Here is a 14338-nt window from a genome sequence, read left to right on the forward strand (position 1 = left end):
GGAGCATGCTCAGTGGATCGAGTCGATATTTCCATTGGCGGCGTAATCCTGGACCGCCGTATCCATAAAGTGGACTTCCACCACGGTGCCGGGTTCCACCATCGTTCCCGCCGCAATGGACTGGCTGGTGGAGATGGTGCTGTCGGAATATGTGGTGACGCCGGAGGCGCGCATATAGAGTCCCAGCTTCTCCAGGGCCTGTTCCGCCGCCCCGGGGGTCTTGCGGGTGAGGTCGGGGACCTCTACCTGCTCCGTGGGTTTTTCCGCGCCCAGATAGAGGACCACCTCGCTCTTGCCCGGAATGGAGACGCCCTGAGAGGGGATCTGGTCGGTGACCACGGCCCCGTCTCCCACAACGCGGTAACCCAGCCCTTTGGACTGGAGCAGGGACTGTGCGTCGGCCTGGCTCAAACCCACGGTCTGGGGCACCACCACGTCGGCATAGGAGGCGTCGCTGTACACCTTTTCCACGCCCAGATAGTCCAGGATGTCGGCGATCAGCGGTCCGGCGGAGAGGGCGCCCATATTGCCGCCGCTGATATAGAAGCCGTGGGAGGTATAGTTGGAGCCCGGCGTCACAGGCGTGGGGCTGTCAAATGCCAGTAGAATCACGACCTGAGGATCGTCCGCCGGGGCCACGCCCAGGAAGGAGACGATATTGTCGCCGGTGTTCTCATCTCGCTTCTCCGAGGTACCCGTCTTTCCGCCGATGCGGTAGCCCTCCATATAGGCGTTTTTGCCGGTGCCGCCGTCCACCACCCCCTCCAGCATCTGCCGGACCTTGGCCGAGGTCTCCTCGCTGATGACCTGGCGGATCTCGGTGGGTTGTGTCTGCTTCACCACATTGCCGTCCTGATCGGTGAAGGACTGGACCACGTAGGGCTGCATCAGATGACCGCCGTTCACCGCTGCGCAGGCGGCGGTGATGAGCTGAATGGGGGTCAGGCGGAAGGTCTGGCCGAACGAGGCCGTGGCCAGGGACACCTCGCCGTAAGGGCCGGTGAAGTACTCCTGGGTCCACACCAGATTGGTATTGTCCGCCTCGCCCTGGATGTCGATGCCTGTTTTGCCGATGATACCAAAATCCAGAAGATACTGGTAAAATTTCTCCGCCCCCAGCGCCTGGCCGATCTCAATGAACGCTGGGTTGCAGGAATTGGCAACGGCCTGGGCCAGGTTCTGGTCCCCATGTCCCTCGTGCTTGGAGCAACTGATGCGCCGGTCCGCCACGATCTTATACCCTGGACAGTAGAAGTGCGTGTTCTCGTTGACCACGCCCTCCTCCAGGGCGGCGGCCACCACAACGGTCTTGAAGGTGGAGCCCGGCTCATAAGTATCAGTGACCGCCCGGTTGATCCACTGCTGATACTGGGCCGCCTGCAGGGCCTCTTTGTATGCCTCCTCGCTGGTGCTGGGATCGTTCTGCACCTGTTCCAGGTACTGAGAGAGCACCGGATCGGTGACCGTGCGGGGACTGTTGAGATCATAATTGGGGGTGGAGGCCATGGCCAGCACAGCCCCGGTCTTGGGATTCATGGCGATACAGAAGCCGCCTTTGCGCACCTCGTAGGAGCTGATGCCCTCCTCCAGCGTGCGCTCGCAATAGCTCTGGATGGTGGCGTCGATGGTAAGATGGGGATTGAGCCCCGGCTGCGCGTCGATATAGTTCTCATAGCTGGAGAGCATCTCCGTACCGGCGGCGTTCTTGGCTGTGACCACGCGGCCCGGCTCGCCCGCCAGCTCTTCCTCGAACTTGGCCTCGATGCCATAGGCACCCCGGTTACCGTCGTTGACATTGACCCAACCGATGACCTGGGCCGCCAGGGAGCTGTACGGATACACCCGCTTGGTATCCGGCAGCAGGTAGACGCCGGGATAGAGGTCGTAGGTGTCCTTGAACTCCCGAACAGCCTGGGATACGTCGTCGTCCACCCGCCACTTGAGGACCTCGTATTGGGAGGCGGTGTTCTCCATCCGCTTGAGGACGTCTGCTTTCTCCATACCCAGGATATCCGCCAGGCCCTCGGCGATAAATTCCTTGTAGGTGCCGTTCATCGCCGCCACCTCGGCGTCGGTGACGACCAGATTTTTCTTTTCCTTCTCCGCATCGGTGAGGCCGGCGCCCTTTTCCAGCTTGGATGCCCCCCGTTCCGCCGCCGTAGACTGGCCCTTGAAGATGTCTTTGGGTGAGATGACCACGTTCTGTACCGTGGTGGAGACCGCTAAAATATTTCCCTGGGAATCATAAATGGTTCCCCGGGGGGCGGTCACCAGCATATCACGGGTCTGCTGGTCGATGGCCAGTTCCTCATAAAACTCGTGATCCACGATCTGGATCTGCCACAGCTTCCACAGCAGGGGCACAAAGGCCATCACGCCGAACACTCCCATCAGGAAGAGCGTGCGTCCCAAAATGGTGCGGTTCTGGCGTCGGTCCCCGCTGTTGCTGCCAATCTTATTTTTTCGCTCCATCTGCGCCATGCCGATCTCCTTGCTGCAAAGATATGGAATACCAACGGTCCGGACCGCCCGCTTCCGGGGCCTATGTCCCTATGCGCTCTGAACGGGAGCCCGGCTCCCGTTCCCTGTTCCTCCGCGGTCCCGGCCTCCCATGCATCCCGGGTGAAAAGCGAGGCGTAAGAAAATATCCATTTTCTTACGCCCTCTCATTCTCTCTATATTCTGTCTTGGCTTCTGCCTCTGTCCTCCACAAACATATGCGGCGCTTCAGCGGAAATATGACAGCGCCCCATCCAGAAGGCTCTTCAGGCTGGAGATCAGGCTGTCCACCGTCTCCGCTCCCCCGTTCTCCCGGCTGTAGTGCACCACGCTGTCCTCCTCAGAGAGGTCCAGGGTATAGATCTGGCTGCTCTGCGGCTTGACCATGCTGCCGTCGGATGTGACCTTCTGCTCGATGGTACTCAGGTCATACGCCAACTCATACTGGGCCATCAGCTTCTTTTCCTCGCTCTGAAGGTTGGAGAGCTGACTCTTCAGGGAGATCATCTCGTCGCTGACCCGGGTGAGCTGCACGGTGCTGAGCATCAGCAGCACCGCAAAGACGCCCACGGCCAGGAACCCCACCACGGCGAATACGGAGATCTGCCCCGCCTCCCGGACCCGTACCTTGGGCCGGACCGCCGCCCGCTCCCTGGTACGCACCTTGGGCTGGGGCCGGAGGACCTCAGACCCACCACGTTCCAGCGGGCGGACCGCCGGCTCCGCATAGGCCAGGTTACCGTACGTGCCTCTGGTCTCGGCGTATCTGGTTCGTTTTCTGGCCGTTGCACTCGCCAAGGGGTATCACTCCGATCTCTTTTGTAATGGGTCTTTTATCGCTTTTCCGCCACCCGCAGCTTAGCGCTCCGGGCGCGGGGATTTTCATCCAGCTCCTCCTCCGTGGAGGTGATGGGTTTTTTGTTCACCAGCCGCACCTCGGGCTTTCGCCCGCAGACACACACCGGAAAATCCGGCGGGCAGGTACAGCCCTTGGCAAAGGCCGCCAGACCGTTTTTCACGATGCGGTCCTCCAGCGAGTGGAAGGAGATGACGCACAGCCGCCCGCCCGGAGCCAGCCGTGGCACCGCCGCCTGAAGCATCCGGTCCACTGCGCCCAGCTCATCGTTCACTGCGATACGGATGGCCTGGAAGCAGCGTTTGGCCGGGTGCTGTTTTTCCCGCAGGGCTTGTCCCGGCATGGCGCTCTTGATCACATCCACCAGTTCAAAGGTGGTGGTGATGGGGCGTTCCGCCCGCCGCCGGACGATGGCGGCCGCGATCTGGGGGGCATAGCGCTCCTCCCCGTACTGCCAGAGGATACGCTTGAGTTCCTCCTGGGACCACTGGTTCACCACCGTGTCGGCGGTAAGAGGCTCCGACCGGTCCATACGCATATCCAACGGGGCGTCCTGCATATAGGAGAAGCCCCGCTCAGGGTCGTCCAACTGGGGAGAGGACACCCCCAAGTCAAAGAGCATTCCGTCCAGGCCGGAAATTCCCCGGCTGTCCAGCAGTTGGCCCAGGTCTCCAAAATTCCCGTGGATCAGGGTCACCTGTTCCAGGCAGTCCGCCAGTCTGGTTTCGGCGGCGTCCAGGGCCGCCGCATCCCGGTCGATGCAGATGAGCCGCCCGGTCGTCAGCCGCCGGGCGATCTCCCGGGAATGGCCCGCGCGACCCAGCGTTCCATCCAGATAGGTCCCCTCCGGGCGGATGTTCAGCCCCTCCAAGCACTCTCTGAGGAGGACCGGCTTGTGGATGAATTCCATCGTCGTGCCTCCTACATTCCCAGAGAGTCCATAAGAGCCGCCATCTTCTCCGGCGTCATTTCCTCTTCCTCCGAGTTCCAGCGCGCCGCGCTCCAGATCTCAGCCCGGTTGTGCACGCCGATGATGACCACGTCCTTCCCCAGGTCGGCGTACGTCCGCAGACGCTGAGGAATGACGATACGGCCCTGGCTGTCCGGCACGCATTTCACCGCGTTGGCGAACAGAGACCGCATATCCTTGGATTTGCTGACGGGGAGCGACGCGAACTTTTCCGTGAACCGGTCCCAGCTCTCCTGTGGATAGATTGCCAGACAGGTATCCACACCCATGGCGAGGTAGAATGTGTCGCCAAGCTCCTCCCGAAGCTTGGCGGGGATGAACAGACGGCCCTTGGCGTCGATGCTGTGCTCATATGTGCCAGTGACGCTGCCCAAGACCGTTCATCTCCTCCCCTTGGTCCCCACTTTACTCTACTTCACTCCATTTTGCTCCACCAGTAGTTTCAGTATAAAGGTTTCGTAACCAAATTGCAAGGGTTTGTTCCTCATTTTTTCTGTAAAAACACCGGATTTTCAGGGGGAAATCGCCTGCTTTTTAGAATGAAAACGTATGTTCTATTACAATCAGTGACAAATGATTACAGGTCATTTTTTGGATATTTTATGGAAACATACTGGATTTGGTATTACTACCCCAGCTTACCACCATATTTTGCGCACAATCTTCCCAAACTGTTTTGGTCATCGAATTTTTCTGCAAAAAGGCGGCGGACCCTGTAGGGATCCGCCGCCTTTTTATGTCACTTTTTAATTTTCGTCTGCCGCCGCGTCGTATACAGTACGCCCGCCCGGGGCAACCGCCCCGGTGCCGGCCACAGGCTGCTGTACGCCTGCGGCAGCCGCGCGGAACCGCGCGCGGGAGCGCTTGATCTCGTCGTATGCCTCGCTGACGGCCTCTTCGGTACGCCGAAGGGCGTCCTCACAGTACTCGTTGGCGGCCCGGCGCAGCTCCCGGCTGCGGTCCTCCGCCACCTTGACCATCTCATTGGACTTCTGCTTGGCCTGGGCCAGCAGTTCGTCCTCCGCCAGCATCTGCCGCGCCTTCTCCTCCGCCTGCTTGCGGATGAGCTCCGCCTCCCGCTTCGCGGAGGCGATATAGTCCGCCCGGGCGGCCAGGAGCTTCTTGGCCTCCCCCAGCTCCATGGGGAACTGGGCCTTGATATCGTCCAGCAGGTCCAGGGCCTTGTCCCGCTCGATGATGCACTTCTCACTGCTCAGCGGCACACTTTTCGCCTCGTCAATCATGGCAAAAAGCATATCCACCAATTCTTCCACACCGGTCGCCATCAGCCATCCCTCCTGCTTTCTTCCGTTTTCTTTTTCACATCCTGGATGATCTCCCTGGGCAGGAAATCGCTCAGCTCCACGCCATAGCGCACCATTTCCTTCACGACCGTGGAGCTCAGATAGGTATACTTCTCGTGCGAAGGCAGGAACATGGTGTCCACATTGGGATTCAGCTTCCGGTTGATGACCGACATCTGGACCTCCGCTTCGAAGTCGGAGACCGCGCGCAGGCCCTTGACGATCACTCTCGCCCGGCGCTGCTTGGCATACTCCGCCAGCAGGATGGAGGAGGCATCCACCTCCACATTGGGGAGCTGGGACACCACTCTGCGGATCAGCTCCACCCGCTCCTCCGGGGTGAAGAGCCCGTTCTTTTGGGAGTTCACCATCACGCAGACGATCAGTTTATCAAAACACAGGGCCGCCCGCTTGATGATGTTCAGATGTCCCAGGGTGATGGGATCAAAACTGCCGGGATAAATCGCGATCTTCATTGGTCCTTGCCCCCTTGGAGGGAATGGTCAATCGGCGTCACGGCGATACACCGTGAGCTTGATCTTGCCGTAGCGGTAGTCTTTTCCCCTTGTATAAGGGCTTTTCAACTCCGGAAGTACCTGTTCCACCGCACTTTCGCAGACCATTATACCATTTTCCGACAGGATGTCAATCGCCGCAATGGACTCCAGCGCCTTTTCCAATAATCCACTGCCATAGGGCGGGTCCAACAGGATGAGGTCGAATTTCTCCCCGCAGCGGGTAAGATAGGCCAGATAGTCCCCCTGAATCACCTGAGCCCGTTCCTGGAGCGCGCACCAAGTCAGGTTCTCCCGGATCAGGGCCGCAGCCTCTTTCCGGAGGTCCACAAAGGTGCATCGATCCGCCCCCCTGGAGAGGCACTCAATTCCCAATTGACCGGTACCGGCGAAGAGATCCAGCACCCGCCGCCCCTCGATGTCAAATTGGATGATGTTGAAAAGCCCCTCTTTCACCCGGTCGGTGGTGGGGCGGGTCTCCCTGCCCTGGAGTTCCTTCAGCTTGCGCCCCTTGGCGGAGCCTGTAATCACGCGCATGTTCCCGCACGCTCCTTTTTCATTACTTGCCCCGGGCTCCTTCAGGTCCCGGGCAGTTTGGACACACCGTCCCATCGGTATGCCTCCGCAGTGGCCTCCGGCACCGACGTCTCGTCCCACTGGTGGTCGCTCTCCCGCATCGCCCGGCTGGTCACATTGAAATAGCGGTGGGTCCGCCGGGCCACGGCGGACGGAGAGGCCCATGCCGCCCCGCCCGAGGGGTCATCCCAGGTAGGGTCCACGCAGTACCACTCCCCGTCCAGCCTCACCATGTTCCAGGCGTGGTCCGAGGTGGACTGGAAGGAGGCCCCCACCACGGTGATGCACTCCACGCCAGCCAGGTCCATCAGGAGCTGGAAGGTGGTGGCGTAACCCAGGCAGATCCCATAACCGCCCACCAGCATCCCATAGGGGTCCCGGTTCCCCTCCCGTCCGGCGTGGTCCGGATCATCATAGACCGTCTGGTCGTATTCTCCCCACTCTACCAGCCAGTCATGTATGGCCAGCTCCTTCTGAAAATCGCTCATGCCGTCGGAAACACATTCGTCCAGCACCTCGCGGCACCGGGCCAGGATGTCCGCGTCCCGTTCCGAAAGTCCGGCGGCATCTCCGCTCTCCCAGGCCCGGCGGATGGCCTCGGTGTCATATAGGGTCATATCCGTCTCGTTGGGCGGCTTGAACCCGGCATCCCCATCGTTCTCCGCCGGAGGGCCGGACGCTGGTGCGGCGCCCCCGCCTTCCAGACATCCGTAGAAAGCCGCCTCCGCCGCCGGCATATCCTCGCAGACGATCAGCGCCGCGTACCGCCCCTTCACCAGCGCTCTGCCCTCATCCAGCAGCTTCGCCTGGTCGGGGAAATAGCCGAAGAAGTCCCCCTGCCTCTCTATGAGGTAGTCCTCCATCCGTGCCTTCAGTCCGTTGGCGTCGTCCTCCTCCTCCATCAGCACCACCGCGATCTCCCGGACATCCGCCCCGGAAGCGGTGTAGACCGCCGCGTCCTCCCAGACACCCTCCAGATCATAGTGTTCAGCCAAGTAGTCGCCCCGCTCCGCGGCCTCCAGGCTCGTCAAGGAAAGCGCCTCCCCCTGGCTGTCACAGATGGCCCGGGCAATCTGCTCCGGGGTGGGAGCGTCCACCGGCTCCCCCGCGCCGCCGCAGGCGCCCAGCAGCAGGCCCAGCAGCAGCATATCCATCCTTCTCATGGGATCTCCCCCGGAAGGCGGAAATAATCGTATACGGCGCGGGCTGTGTGTTTCGGCACCGCGGCTTCCAGCTCCGTCAAAGAGGCCGACCGGATCGCCTTGACGCTCTTGAAATGCCTGAGGAGTTCCGTCCGGCGCTTTTCCCCCACGCCGGGGATCCTGTCCAGCACGGAGCCCCGGACCTGCTTGGATTGCTGGAGGCGCTGAAATTCAATGGCAAAACGGTGGGTCTCCTCCTGGATGCGCCCCACCAGGGCGAACACCGCCGGGATCTGCTGGATACCGATCTCCCCGCCCGCCGGGTCCACCAGCGCACGGGTCCGGTGCCGGTCGTCCTTCACCATGCCAAACACGGGAATGGAGAGCTGGTTCTCCTCCAGGACCCGCAGGGCCACCCTGGCGTGGTTCTCACCGCCGTCGATGAAAAGAAGGTCGGGGAGAGCGTCGAATTTTTCGTCCCCATCCAGGTACCGCCGGAAGCGCCGGGTGAGCACCTGCTCCATGGACCCGTAGTCGTCGGCGTGCTCCATATCCCGGAGCTTGAAATGCCGGTAGTCCCGCTTCAGGGGACGCCCGTCCACAAAGACCGTCATGGAGGCCACAATATTGGTGTCCCCCGTGTTGGAGATATCATAGGCCTCGATGCGCCTGGGCGCCCGGGGAAGGCCCAGCATCCTTCCCAGGGCCTCCATCAGCTTGGACGCCCGCTCCTCCCGACTGGTGGCCCGCTCCACCTCTTCCACGGCGTTCTTGTTGGCCAGGCGGATGAGATCCATCTTGGCCCCTCTCTGGGGGGTCATCAGACTCACCCGGTGCCCGCACGCCTCTGAAAGCATCCGCATCACCGGCACCTCGTCCTCGATCTCGCAGGGAAGCAGGATCTGCCTGGGGAGGCTCCCCCGGCTGCCATAATACTGCTTTATCAGGGCCGAGACGGTGTCCTCCCGCGCCTCTTCCACCGGGGTCTCAATGAGGTCCATATCCTTGGCGGCCAGGTCCCCATCCGCATAGTGGAGCACCACAAAGCAGCTTTTGGCCTCTCCCCGGTGGAACCCCACCACATCGGTATCCGAGAGGGAGCCCGCCACCACCTTCTGCCGCTTGCCCAACAGTTCGATGGCCCGCATCCGGTCTCGGAGCTCCGCCGCCTTCTCAAACCGCAGTTCCTCCGCGGCGCGCTCCATTTCCGCGCTCAGATCGGAGAGTACCTCATCGTATTTCCCCTCCAGCAGCCGGACCGCCTGATCGATGTTCTCCCGGTAACGGCTCTGGTCCATCTCTTTCCGGCAGTAGCCGTCGCACTGCCCCATGCGGTAATAGAGGCAGGGTCGTTCCTTTCCGATGTCCCGCGGGAACCGTTTCCCGCACACGGGGAGGCGCAGGGCCGCCCTGAGGGCGTCTATGATGGCTTGGCTGGCGCCGCGGCTCCCATAGGGCCCGAAATACCGCGCACCGTCTTCCGCCACCTTATTGGCCAGGGAAAAGCGGGGATATGCTTCCTGCACGGTGAGACGGATATAAGGATAGCCTTTGTCGTCCTTGAGCAGTATGTTGTATTTGGGCTGATGCCGCTTGATCAGGGAGCACTCCAGCACCAGCGCCTCAAATTCGCTGTCGGCGATGATCACGTCGAAGTGATCGATCTGCGAGACCATGGCACGGGTCTTCTCCGTGTGGGAGGCCAGGTCCGCAAAGTATTGCGACACCCGGTTTTTCAGCGCCTTAGCCTTGCCGACGTAGATGACCTCGTTTTTGGCGTCCTGCATGATATATACGCCGGGCTTCAGCGGAAGGCCATGGGCCTTTTCTTTCAGTTCCTCAAAGGTCAACGAGAACGCACCACCTTATTCTTGCGGCCGCGCCGCCTGCTTCCGCTCCGAGAGCATGGGAGAGTACATCATTATGGCGTGGTTTTCACACACCAACTCCTCCCCTACCGGGACCCCTTCCATATCGAACACTCTGCGGAAGAGCACATTATGGCGGGTGTATCCGCCCCAGTACTCTCCCTGAAAACGGTGCTCCTTCTCATAGACCTCATACCGGAACGCCTGGGGCGCGCTGCACTGCCACGCTCCCACCAGCTCGGCGTCCATGACCCGGAGCGACAGCCGCCACACATGGGGCGTGTCGTTTCGAATCATCAGGTCCAGATAATTATAAAAACAGGTTGCCCCGCTTCCAAAGGGCTGGGTCCGGTCCGCGTCCGGGAACACATCGTACCCGTGCCGGTGCCGCTCCGTGATCGTAAGGGGGGTATGTAGGGTCATCCAGTAGAGGAGATTGGAACACTGGCACAGCCCGCCCCCCACCCCGGGCACCACCTGACCGTTGCGCAGCAGCATCCCCTCCACATAGCCCTTTCGGCGGCTTGGGTTCCCGATGCTTCGCCAGTAGGAGAGGGTCTCACCGGGAAGGAGCGTCATTCCATCCAGCCGCGCCACGGCCAGACGCAGGTTTTTCACCTTGTTCTCCTGCATCCACATGTCCACATCCTTGAACCTGCGCATCAGCGGGGTGGCGTGGGCCGCGCACCGATAGGGACACGGGGGATCCGTACGCCGGCGGGCAAAGGACACGCCGCCCAGCCGCCACCAGACCCATCGGCGGGCACGAAAATACCGGGTCCCCAGCCACAGCCGCAGCACTCTGCGCCGGACCGGCACCGGCGTCATCCCTTCCCGCATCACAGTCCCCTCCTCTTTTTCTCCAAAAAACGCTTCTGATACTTCAGATTGGCCACTTCTGTGACCTTCCGGCTGGCCGAGAAGTTGCACGCGCCTCCCACCACCCCCACGATGGCGGTCCCCTGGATGAATTTTACCACCAGCATGGCGTTGGAGAGGGCTTTGGAGGTTTCTCGCATCTGGGTGTCCAGGTCGAACCACGGTCCCTCTCCGTGGTCCACAGACCGCCCGAAGTCATCCGCCCGGCGGCTAAAGGCGGCGCGTTCCAGCCCTTTGGTGAGCGCCGCGCTGAGGAGCAGCAGGATATAGTACCGCTCCTGGGGCGTATCATAGGCAAACCCGTAGCGGACGGCGGTCTGGTAGACCGCCCGCAGCAGAATGGACATCAGGATGGGGATATCGGGCAGGCCCATTCCCGCCAGCCCCAGCGCACAGCCCTCCGCCGTGGCCATAGCGGTGGTAGCCGCGCCACTCAGGACCGCGCTCTTGTGGAAGGCGCGCACGCTCCGGGCGTCCGGGTCCTTTCCCAGATAATACTCCTTGATGTACCGGTCTGCCCGCAGCCTTTTTTCCGGAATGGTCTTACCCAGCAGCCCGGTCCCTCGCTTGAAAATGACCTGAAATGCCGTATAAAAGGCGGCGTCCATGGTCTCCATCAGCTTTTCCGGTATCTTGGATTCGATCTTTTCCCTCAGGCCCGTCTTGAGGGCGGAGCCCCCTCTGCTCTCCCGGAACAGGCGGTCCTCTCGGCGGCGGATGCGGTCCAGCTGCCGGTTATATGGATTGCGTAAACTGCTCATACCGTCACGACCCAAATATTAAAAAAAGCGCCGCAATGCGGCGCTTTTCCTGTGGCGAAAACCTTACTCCGAGAAGTTGCTGGAGATCAGCTCGATGAGCGCCTCGACGGCTTCCTTCTCGTCGGGCCCGTCCGCGATCAGATTGATGGCGGTCCCCTTGACGATGCCCAGAGAGAGGACACCCAGCAGGCTCTTGGCATTCACCCTGCGCTCGTCCTTCTCCACCCAGATGGAGCTCTTGAACTCGTTGGCCTTCTGGATAAAGAATGTAGCAGGCCTAGCATGGAGACCAACCTGATTGTTCACGACAGCCTCTTTGATATACAATTGTGTTCCCCCCTCAAGCAAAGCATTGTTTGCGTATCTAGCATACCAAATTTAGTCTCACCCGTCAATGACATTTTGCACAAATTCACGGACTCAGGCGTGAGAAAATCAAGGCCTAAATCCGCGGGATGCTGGGAAAGTTGACAAATCGTCCGATCCGTCCGGCCTTTTCCCCGCCCCGTTTTCGTACGGACGGTCTCCCCGGCCCCCGTCGGCACCCTATTTCAGCTCCACCACCGTCACGCCGTCCTCGCCCTCGCCATAGCGGCCGGGGCGGAAGGACTTGACATATCTGCTCCGTTTCAGGTGGTCCCGGACCGCCTTCCGGACCGCCCCGGTTCCCTTTCCGTGGATCACCGTGACGGTCTCCAGCCGCCCCATAACGGCGCTGTCCAGAAAACGGTCCAGCACCAGCAGGGCTTCGTCGGTCATCATGCCCCGCAGGTCCACCTCGGGGGAGGCCCCCAGCGCGCGTAACTTGTGTTCCGCCCTCTGGGCGATGTGGGCAGCCTGCTTTTTCCCATCCCCCGCGTCCTCCACCACGCGGACCTCCTCCCGCTTCGCCGTGATCTTCAGGATGCCGGCCTGAAGCTGGAGTCCGCCGTCCTTATTGACCGCCAAAACCGTGGCGCGGGTGCCCATCTTTACCAGCTCCACCGTGTCCCCTACCTTGGCCGGCCGGGTGGGAGGCGGGACGGGCAGTTCCTCGTGCCCGCCCAAGGCGTCCTCCGCTTCGTTGAGCCGCCGGCGGAGCCCCGCCCTGCGGTCGTTCTGCTCCTGCCAGCTGGCCTCCTTCTCCTGGCGTCTGCGCATATCGTTGAGCTCGGCAAAGACCTGATCCGCCGTCCGCCTGGCCTCGTCCAGGATCGCTCTGGCCTCCGCCTGGGCCTTCTGCACCGCTTTGTCCCGCTCCATCTCCAGGCGCTGGCGGTACTCCCTGGCGGTTTTTGCAGCGTCCTCCATCTCCCGGCGCAGCTTTCGCGCCTCTTCTTTCTCCCGCTCCATCTCCTGCCGCTGGCGGTCCAGCTGTGTGAGCACATCCTCAAAGCGGACATTCTCTGCGTCGATCCGGGCTGCGGCCTGATCGATGATGCTCTGCGGTAGCCCCAGCCGCTTGGAGATGGCAAAGGCGTTGGACTTGCCGGGTATCCCGATGAGGAGGCGGTAGGTGGGAGCCAGGGTCTCCACGTCGAACTCGCAGGAGGCGTTTTCCACCCCCGGCGTGGTCATGGCATAGACCTTGAGCTCGGCATAGTGGGTGGTGGCGCACACCAGAGCGCCCCGCTTCCGGGCGGACTCAATGACGGCTGCTGCCAGAGCGGCACCCTCCACCGGATCGGTGCCCGCCCCCAACTCGTCAAAAAGGATGAGGGAACCCGGCCCGCACGCCTCCAGGATCCCCACGATGTTGGTCATGTGAGAGGAGAAGGTGGACAGGTTCTGTGCAATGGACTGCTCATCGCCGATGTCGGCCAGCACGTGGTCAAAGATCACAATGCTGCTGTCGTCCCCCACAGGGATGTGCAGGCCACACTGGGCCATGAGGATGAGCAGACCCATGGTCTTCAGCGTCACGGTCTTTCCGCCGGTGTTGGGCCCGGTGATTACAAGCGTGTCGAAGTCCCCGCCCAGGCGCAGGTCGTTGGCCACCGCTTTGTCGGGCGGCAGTAGGGGATGCCGGGCTTTTTTCAGATCGATCCCCCTGGCCGCCAGCCTGGGCGCGGAGCAGTGGAGCCGGCTGGAGAGCCGGGCCCGGGCAAAGATGCCGTCGAGGAGCACCAGCAGATCGTAATTCTGGGCGATGTCCTCCCTGTGGGCGGCGCACTCGGCGGAGAGTTCCCGCAGGATGCGTTCGATCTCCTTCTCCTCCCTGGCCTGGAGCTCCCGGAGCTCATTGTTGGTCTTGACCACGCCCATGGGCTCAATGAAAAAGGTCCCGCCGGAGCCGGACACGTCATGGACCAGGCCGGGGATCTCGTTCTTGCACTCCGACCGCACCGGCACCACATACCGCCCGGAACGCATGGTGATGATGGACTCCTGCAGATATTTGGACTGAGAGGAGGAGATGAGCTTTTGCAGGATATCCCGCACCTTGGAGGAACAGGCCCGGATATGGCGGCGGATATCGGCCAGTTCGGGGCTGGCCGCGTCGGCGATCTCCTCCTCCGAGAGGATGGCTCCGCTGATCTTTTCCTCCAGAAAACGGTTCGGCACCAGGGAGGCGAAGAGATGGTCGATGCAGGTTTTGGCGCTGCCCTCCCCGGAGGCGTATTCCCTGGCGGCCCGGGCGCAGCGCAGGAGCGCGGCGATGTCCAGCAGTTCCTTGGTGTTCAGCGCCCCTCCCATATCGGCCCGCTGGAGGGACGCTCCCACAGGGCGGACGCCGGACAGTGAGGGGCTCCCCCGTAGGACAATCATCCCCAGCGCGGCGGAGGTCTCCTCCAGGCGGCGGCGCACATCGTCGGCATCGGTCAGCGGGCGCAGGGCGCGGCAGCGATCCTTCCCCTCCTCCGTCTGGGCCTGCCCGGCCAACAGCTCCAGCACCCTGGGCAGTTCCAGAGTCTGGATGGATTTTTCAAACAGATCGGTCATGTAGTTACCTCTTTGCAGGTTTTGCCTTCCATTGATTTTCCATATC

At 61.7% G+C, this 14338-nt stretch carries 13 protein-coding genes; all 13 read right to left on the reverse strand.

What is annotated here, in order from left to right; translation table 11 throughout:
• Positions 1-9: 9 nt before the first annotated feature.
• Positions 10-2472, reverse strand: a complete 2463-nt coding sequence (locus tag SRB521_RS10810; RefSeq protein WP_116721916.1) for a penicillin-binding transpeptidase domain-containing protein — start codon at positions 2470-2472, stop codon at positions 10-12.
• 255 nt (positions 2473-2727) lie between these two features.
• Entirely contained in the window at positions 2728-3297 is a 570-nt protein-coding gene (locus SRB521_RS10815; RefSeq protein WP_058117309.1) for a hypothetical protein, read from the reverse strand.
• A 35-nt stretch (positions 3298-3332) separates the two neighbouring features.
• Positions 3333-4265: a 16S rRNA (cytosine(1402)-N(4))-methyltransferase RsmH gene (gene rsmH, locus SRB521_RS10820; RefSeq protein WP_033116227.1), complete on the reverse strand. Its 933-nt coding sequence runs from the start codon at positions 4263-4265 to the stop codon at positions 3333-3335.
• Positions 4266-4276: 11 nt separating this feature from the next.
• Positions 4277-4699, reverse strand: coding sequence for a division/cell wall cluster transcriptional repressor MraZ (gene mraZ / locus SRB521_RS10825; protein ID WP_033116228.1), 423 nt, complete (start codon positions 4697-4699; stop codon positions 4277-4279).
• Between the two features lie 372 nt (positions 4700-5071).
• Positions 5072-5611 (reverse strand): hypothetical protein, encoded by a 540-nt coding sequence (locus SRB521_RS10830; RefSeq protein WP_033116229.1) that lies wholly within the window; start codon positions 5609-5611, stop codon positions 5072-5074.
• On the reverse strand, positions 5611-6105 hold the full coding sequence (coaD, locus tag SRB521_RS10835) for a pantetheine-phosphate adenylyltransferase (RefSeq protein WP_033116230.1): 495 nt from the start codon (positions 6103-6105) through the stop codon (positions 5611-5613). Before coaD ends, SRB521_RS10830 begins: the two co-directional genes overlap by 1 nt.
• Positions 6106-6132: 27 nt before the next feature.
• Positions 6133-6681: a 16S rRNA (guanine(966)-N(2))-methyltransferase RsmD gene (gene rsmD / locus SRB521_RS10840; RefSeq protein ID WP_033116231.1), complete on the reverse strand. Its 549-nt coding sequence runs from the start codon at positions 6679-6681 to the stop codon at positions 6133-6135.
• Positions 6682-6722: 41 nt separating this feature from the next.
• Positions 6723-7883 (reverse strand): transglutaminase domain-containing protein, encoded by a 1161-nt coding sequence (locus tag SRB521_RS10845; protein ID WP_116721837.1) that lies wholly within the window; start codon positions 7881-7883, stop codon positions 6723-6725.
• Positions 7880-9712: an excinuclease ABC subunit UvrC gene (gene uvrC / locus SRB521_RS10850; protein WP_116721838.1), complete on the reverse strand. Its 1833-nt coding sequence runs from the start codon at positions 9710-9712 to the stop codon at positions 7880-7882. The genes SRB521_RS10845 and uvrC overlap by 4 nt, the downstream gene beginning before the upstream one ends.
• A 15-nt stretch (positions 9713-9727) precedes the next feature.
• Positions 9728-10570 carry a VanW family protein gene (locus tag SRB521_RS10855; RefSeq protein WP_116721839.1) on the reverse strand — a complete coding sequence of 281 codons (843 nt, stop codon included), beginning with the start codon at positions 10568-10570 and terminating at the stop codon, positions 9728-9730.
• Entirely contained in the window at positions 10570-11370 is an 801-nt protein-coding gene (locus SRB521_RS10860; protein ID WP_075703535.1) for an EcsC family protein, read from the reverse strand. Before SRB521_RS10860 ends, SRB521_RS10855 begins: the two co-directional genes overlap by 1 nt.
• A gap of 63 nt (positions 11371-11433) precedes the next feature.
• Positions 11434-11697, reverse strand: a complete 264-nt coding sequence (locus SRB521_RS10865; protein WP_033116234.1) for an HPr family phosphocarrier protein — start codon at positions 11695-11697, stop codon at positions 11434-11436.
• A gap of 219 nt (positions 11698-11916) precedes the next feature.
• Positions 11917-14292, reverse strand: coding sequence for an endonuclease MutS2 (locus SRB521_RS10870; protein WP_116721840.1), 2376 nt, complete (start codon positions 14290-14292; stop codon positions 11917-11919).
• Between the last annotated feature and the right edge of the window lie 46 nt (positions 14293-14338).

Source organism: Intestinimonas butyriciproducens, assembly GCF_004154955.1.
GTDB classification, from domain to species: Bacteria; Bacillota; Clostridia; order Oscillospirales; family Oscillospiraceae; genus Intestinimonas; species Intestinimonas butyriciproducens.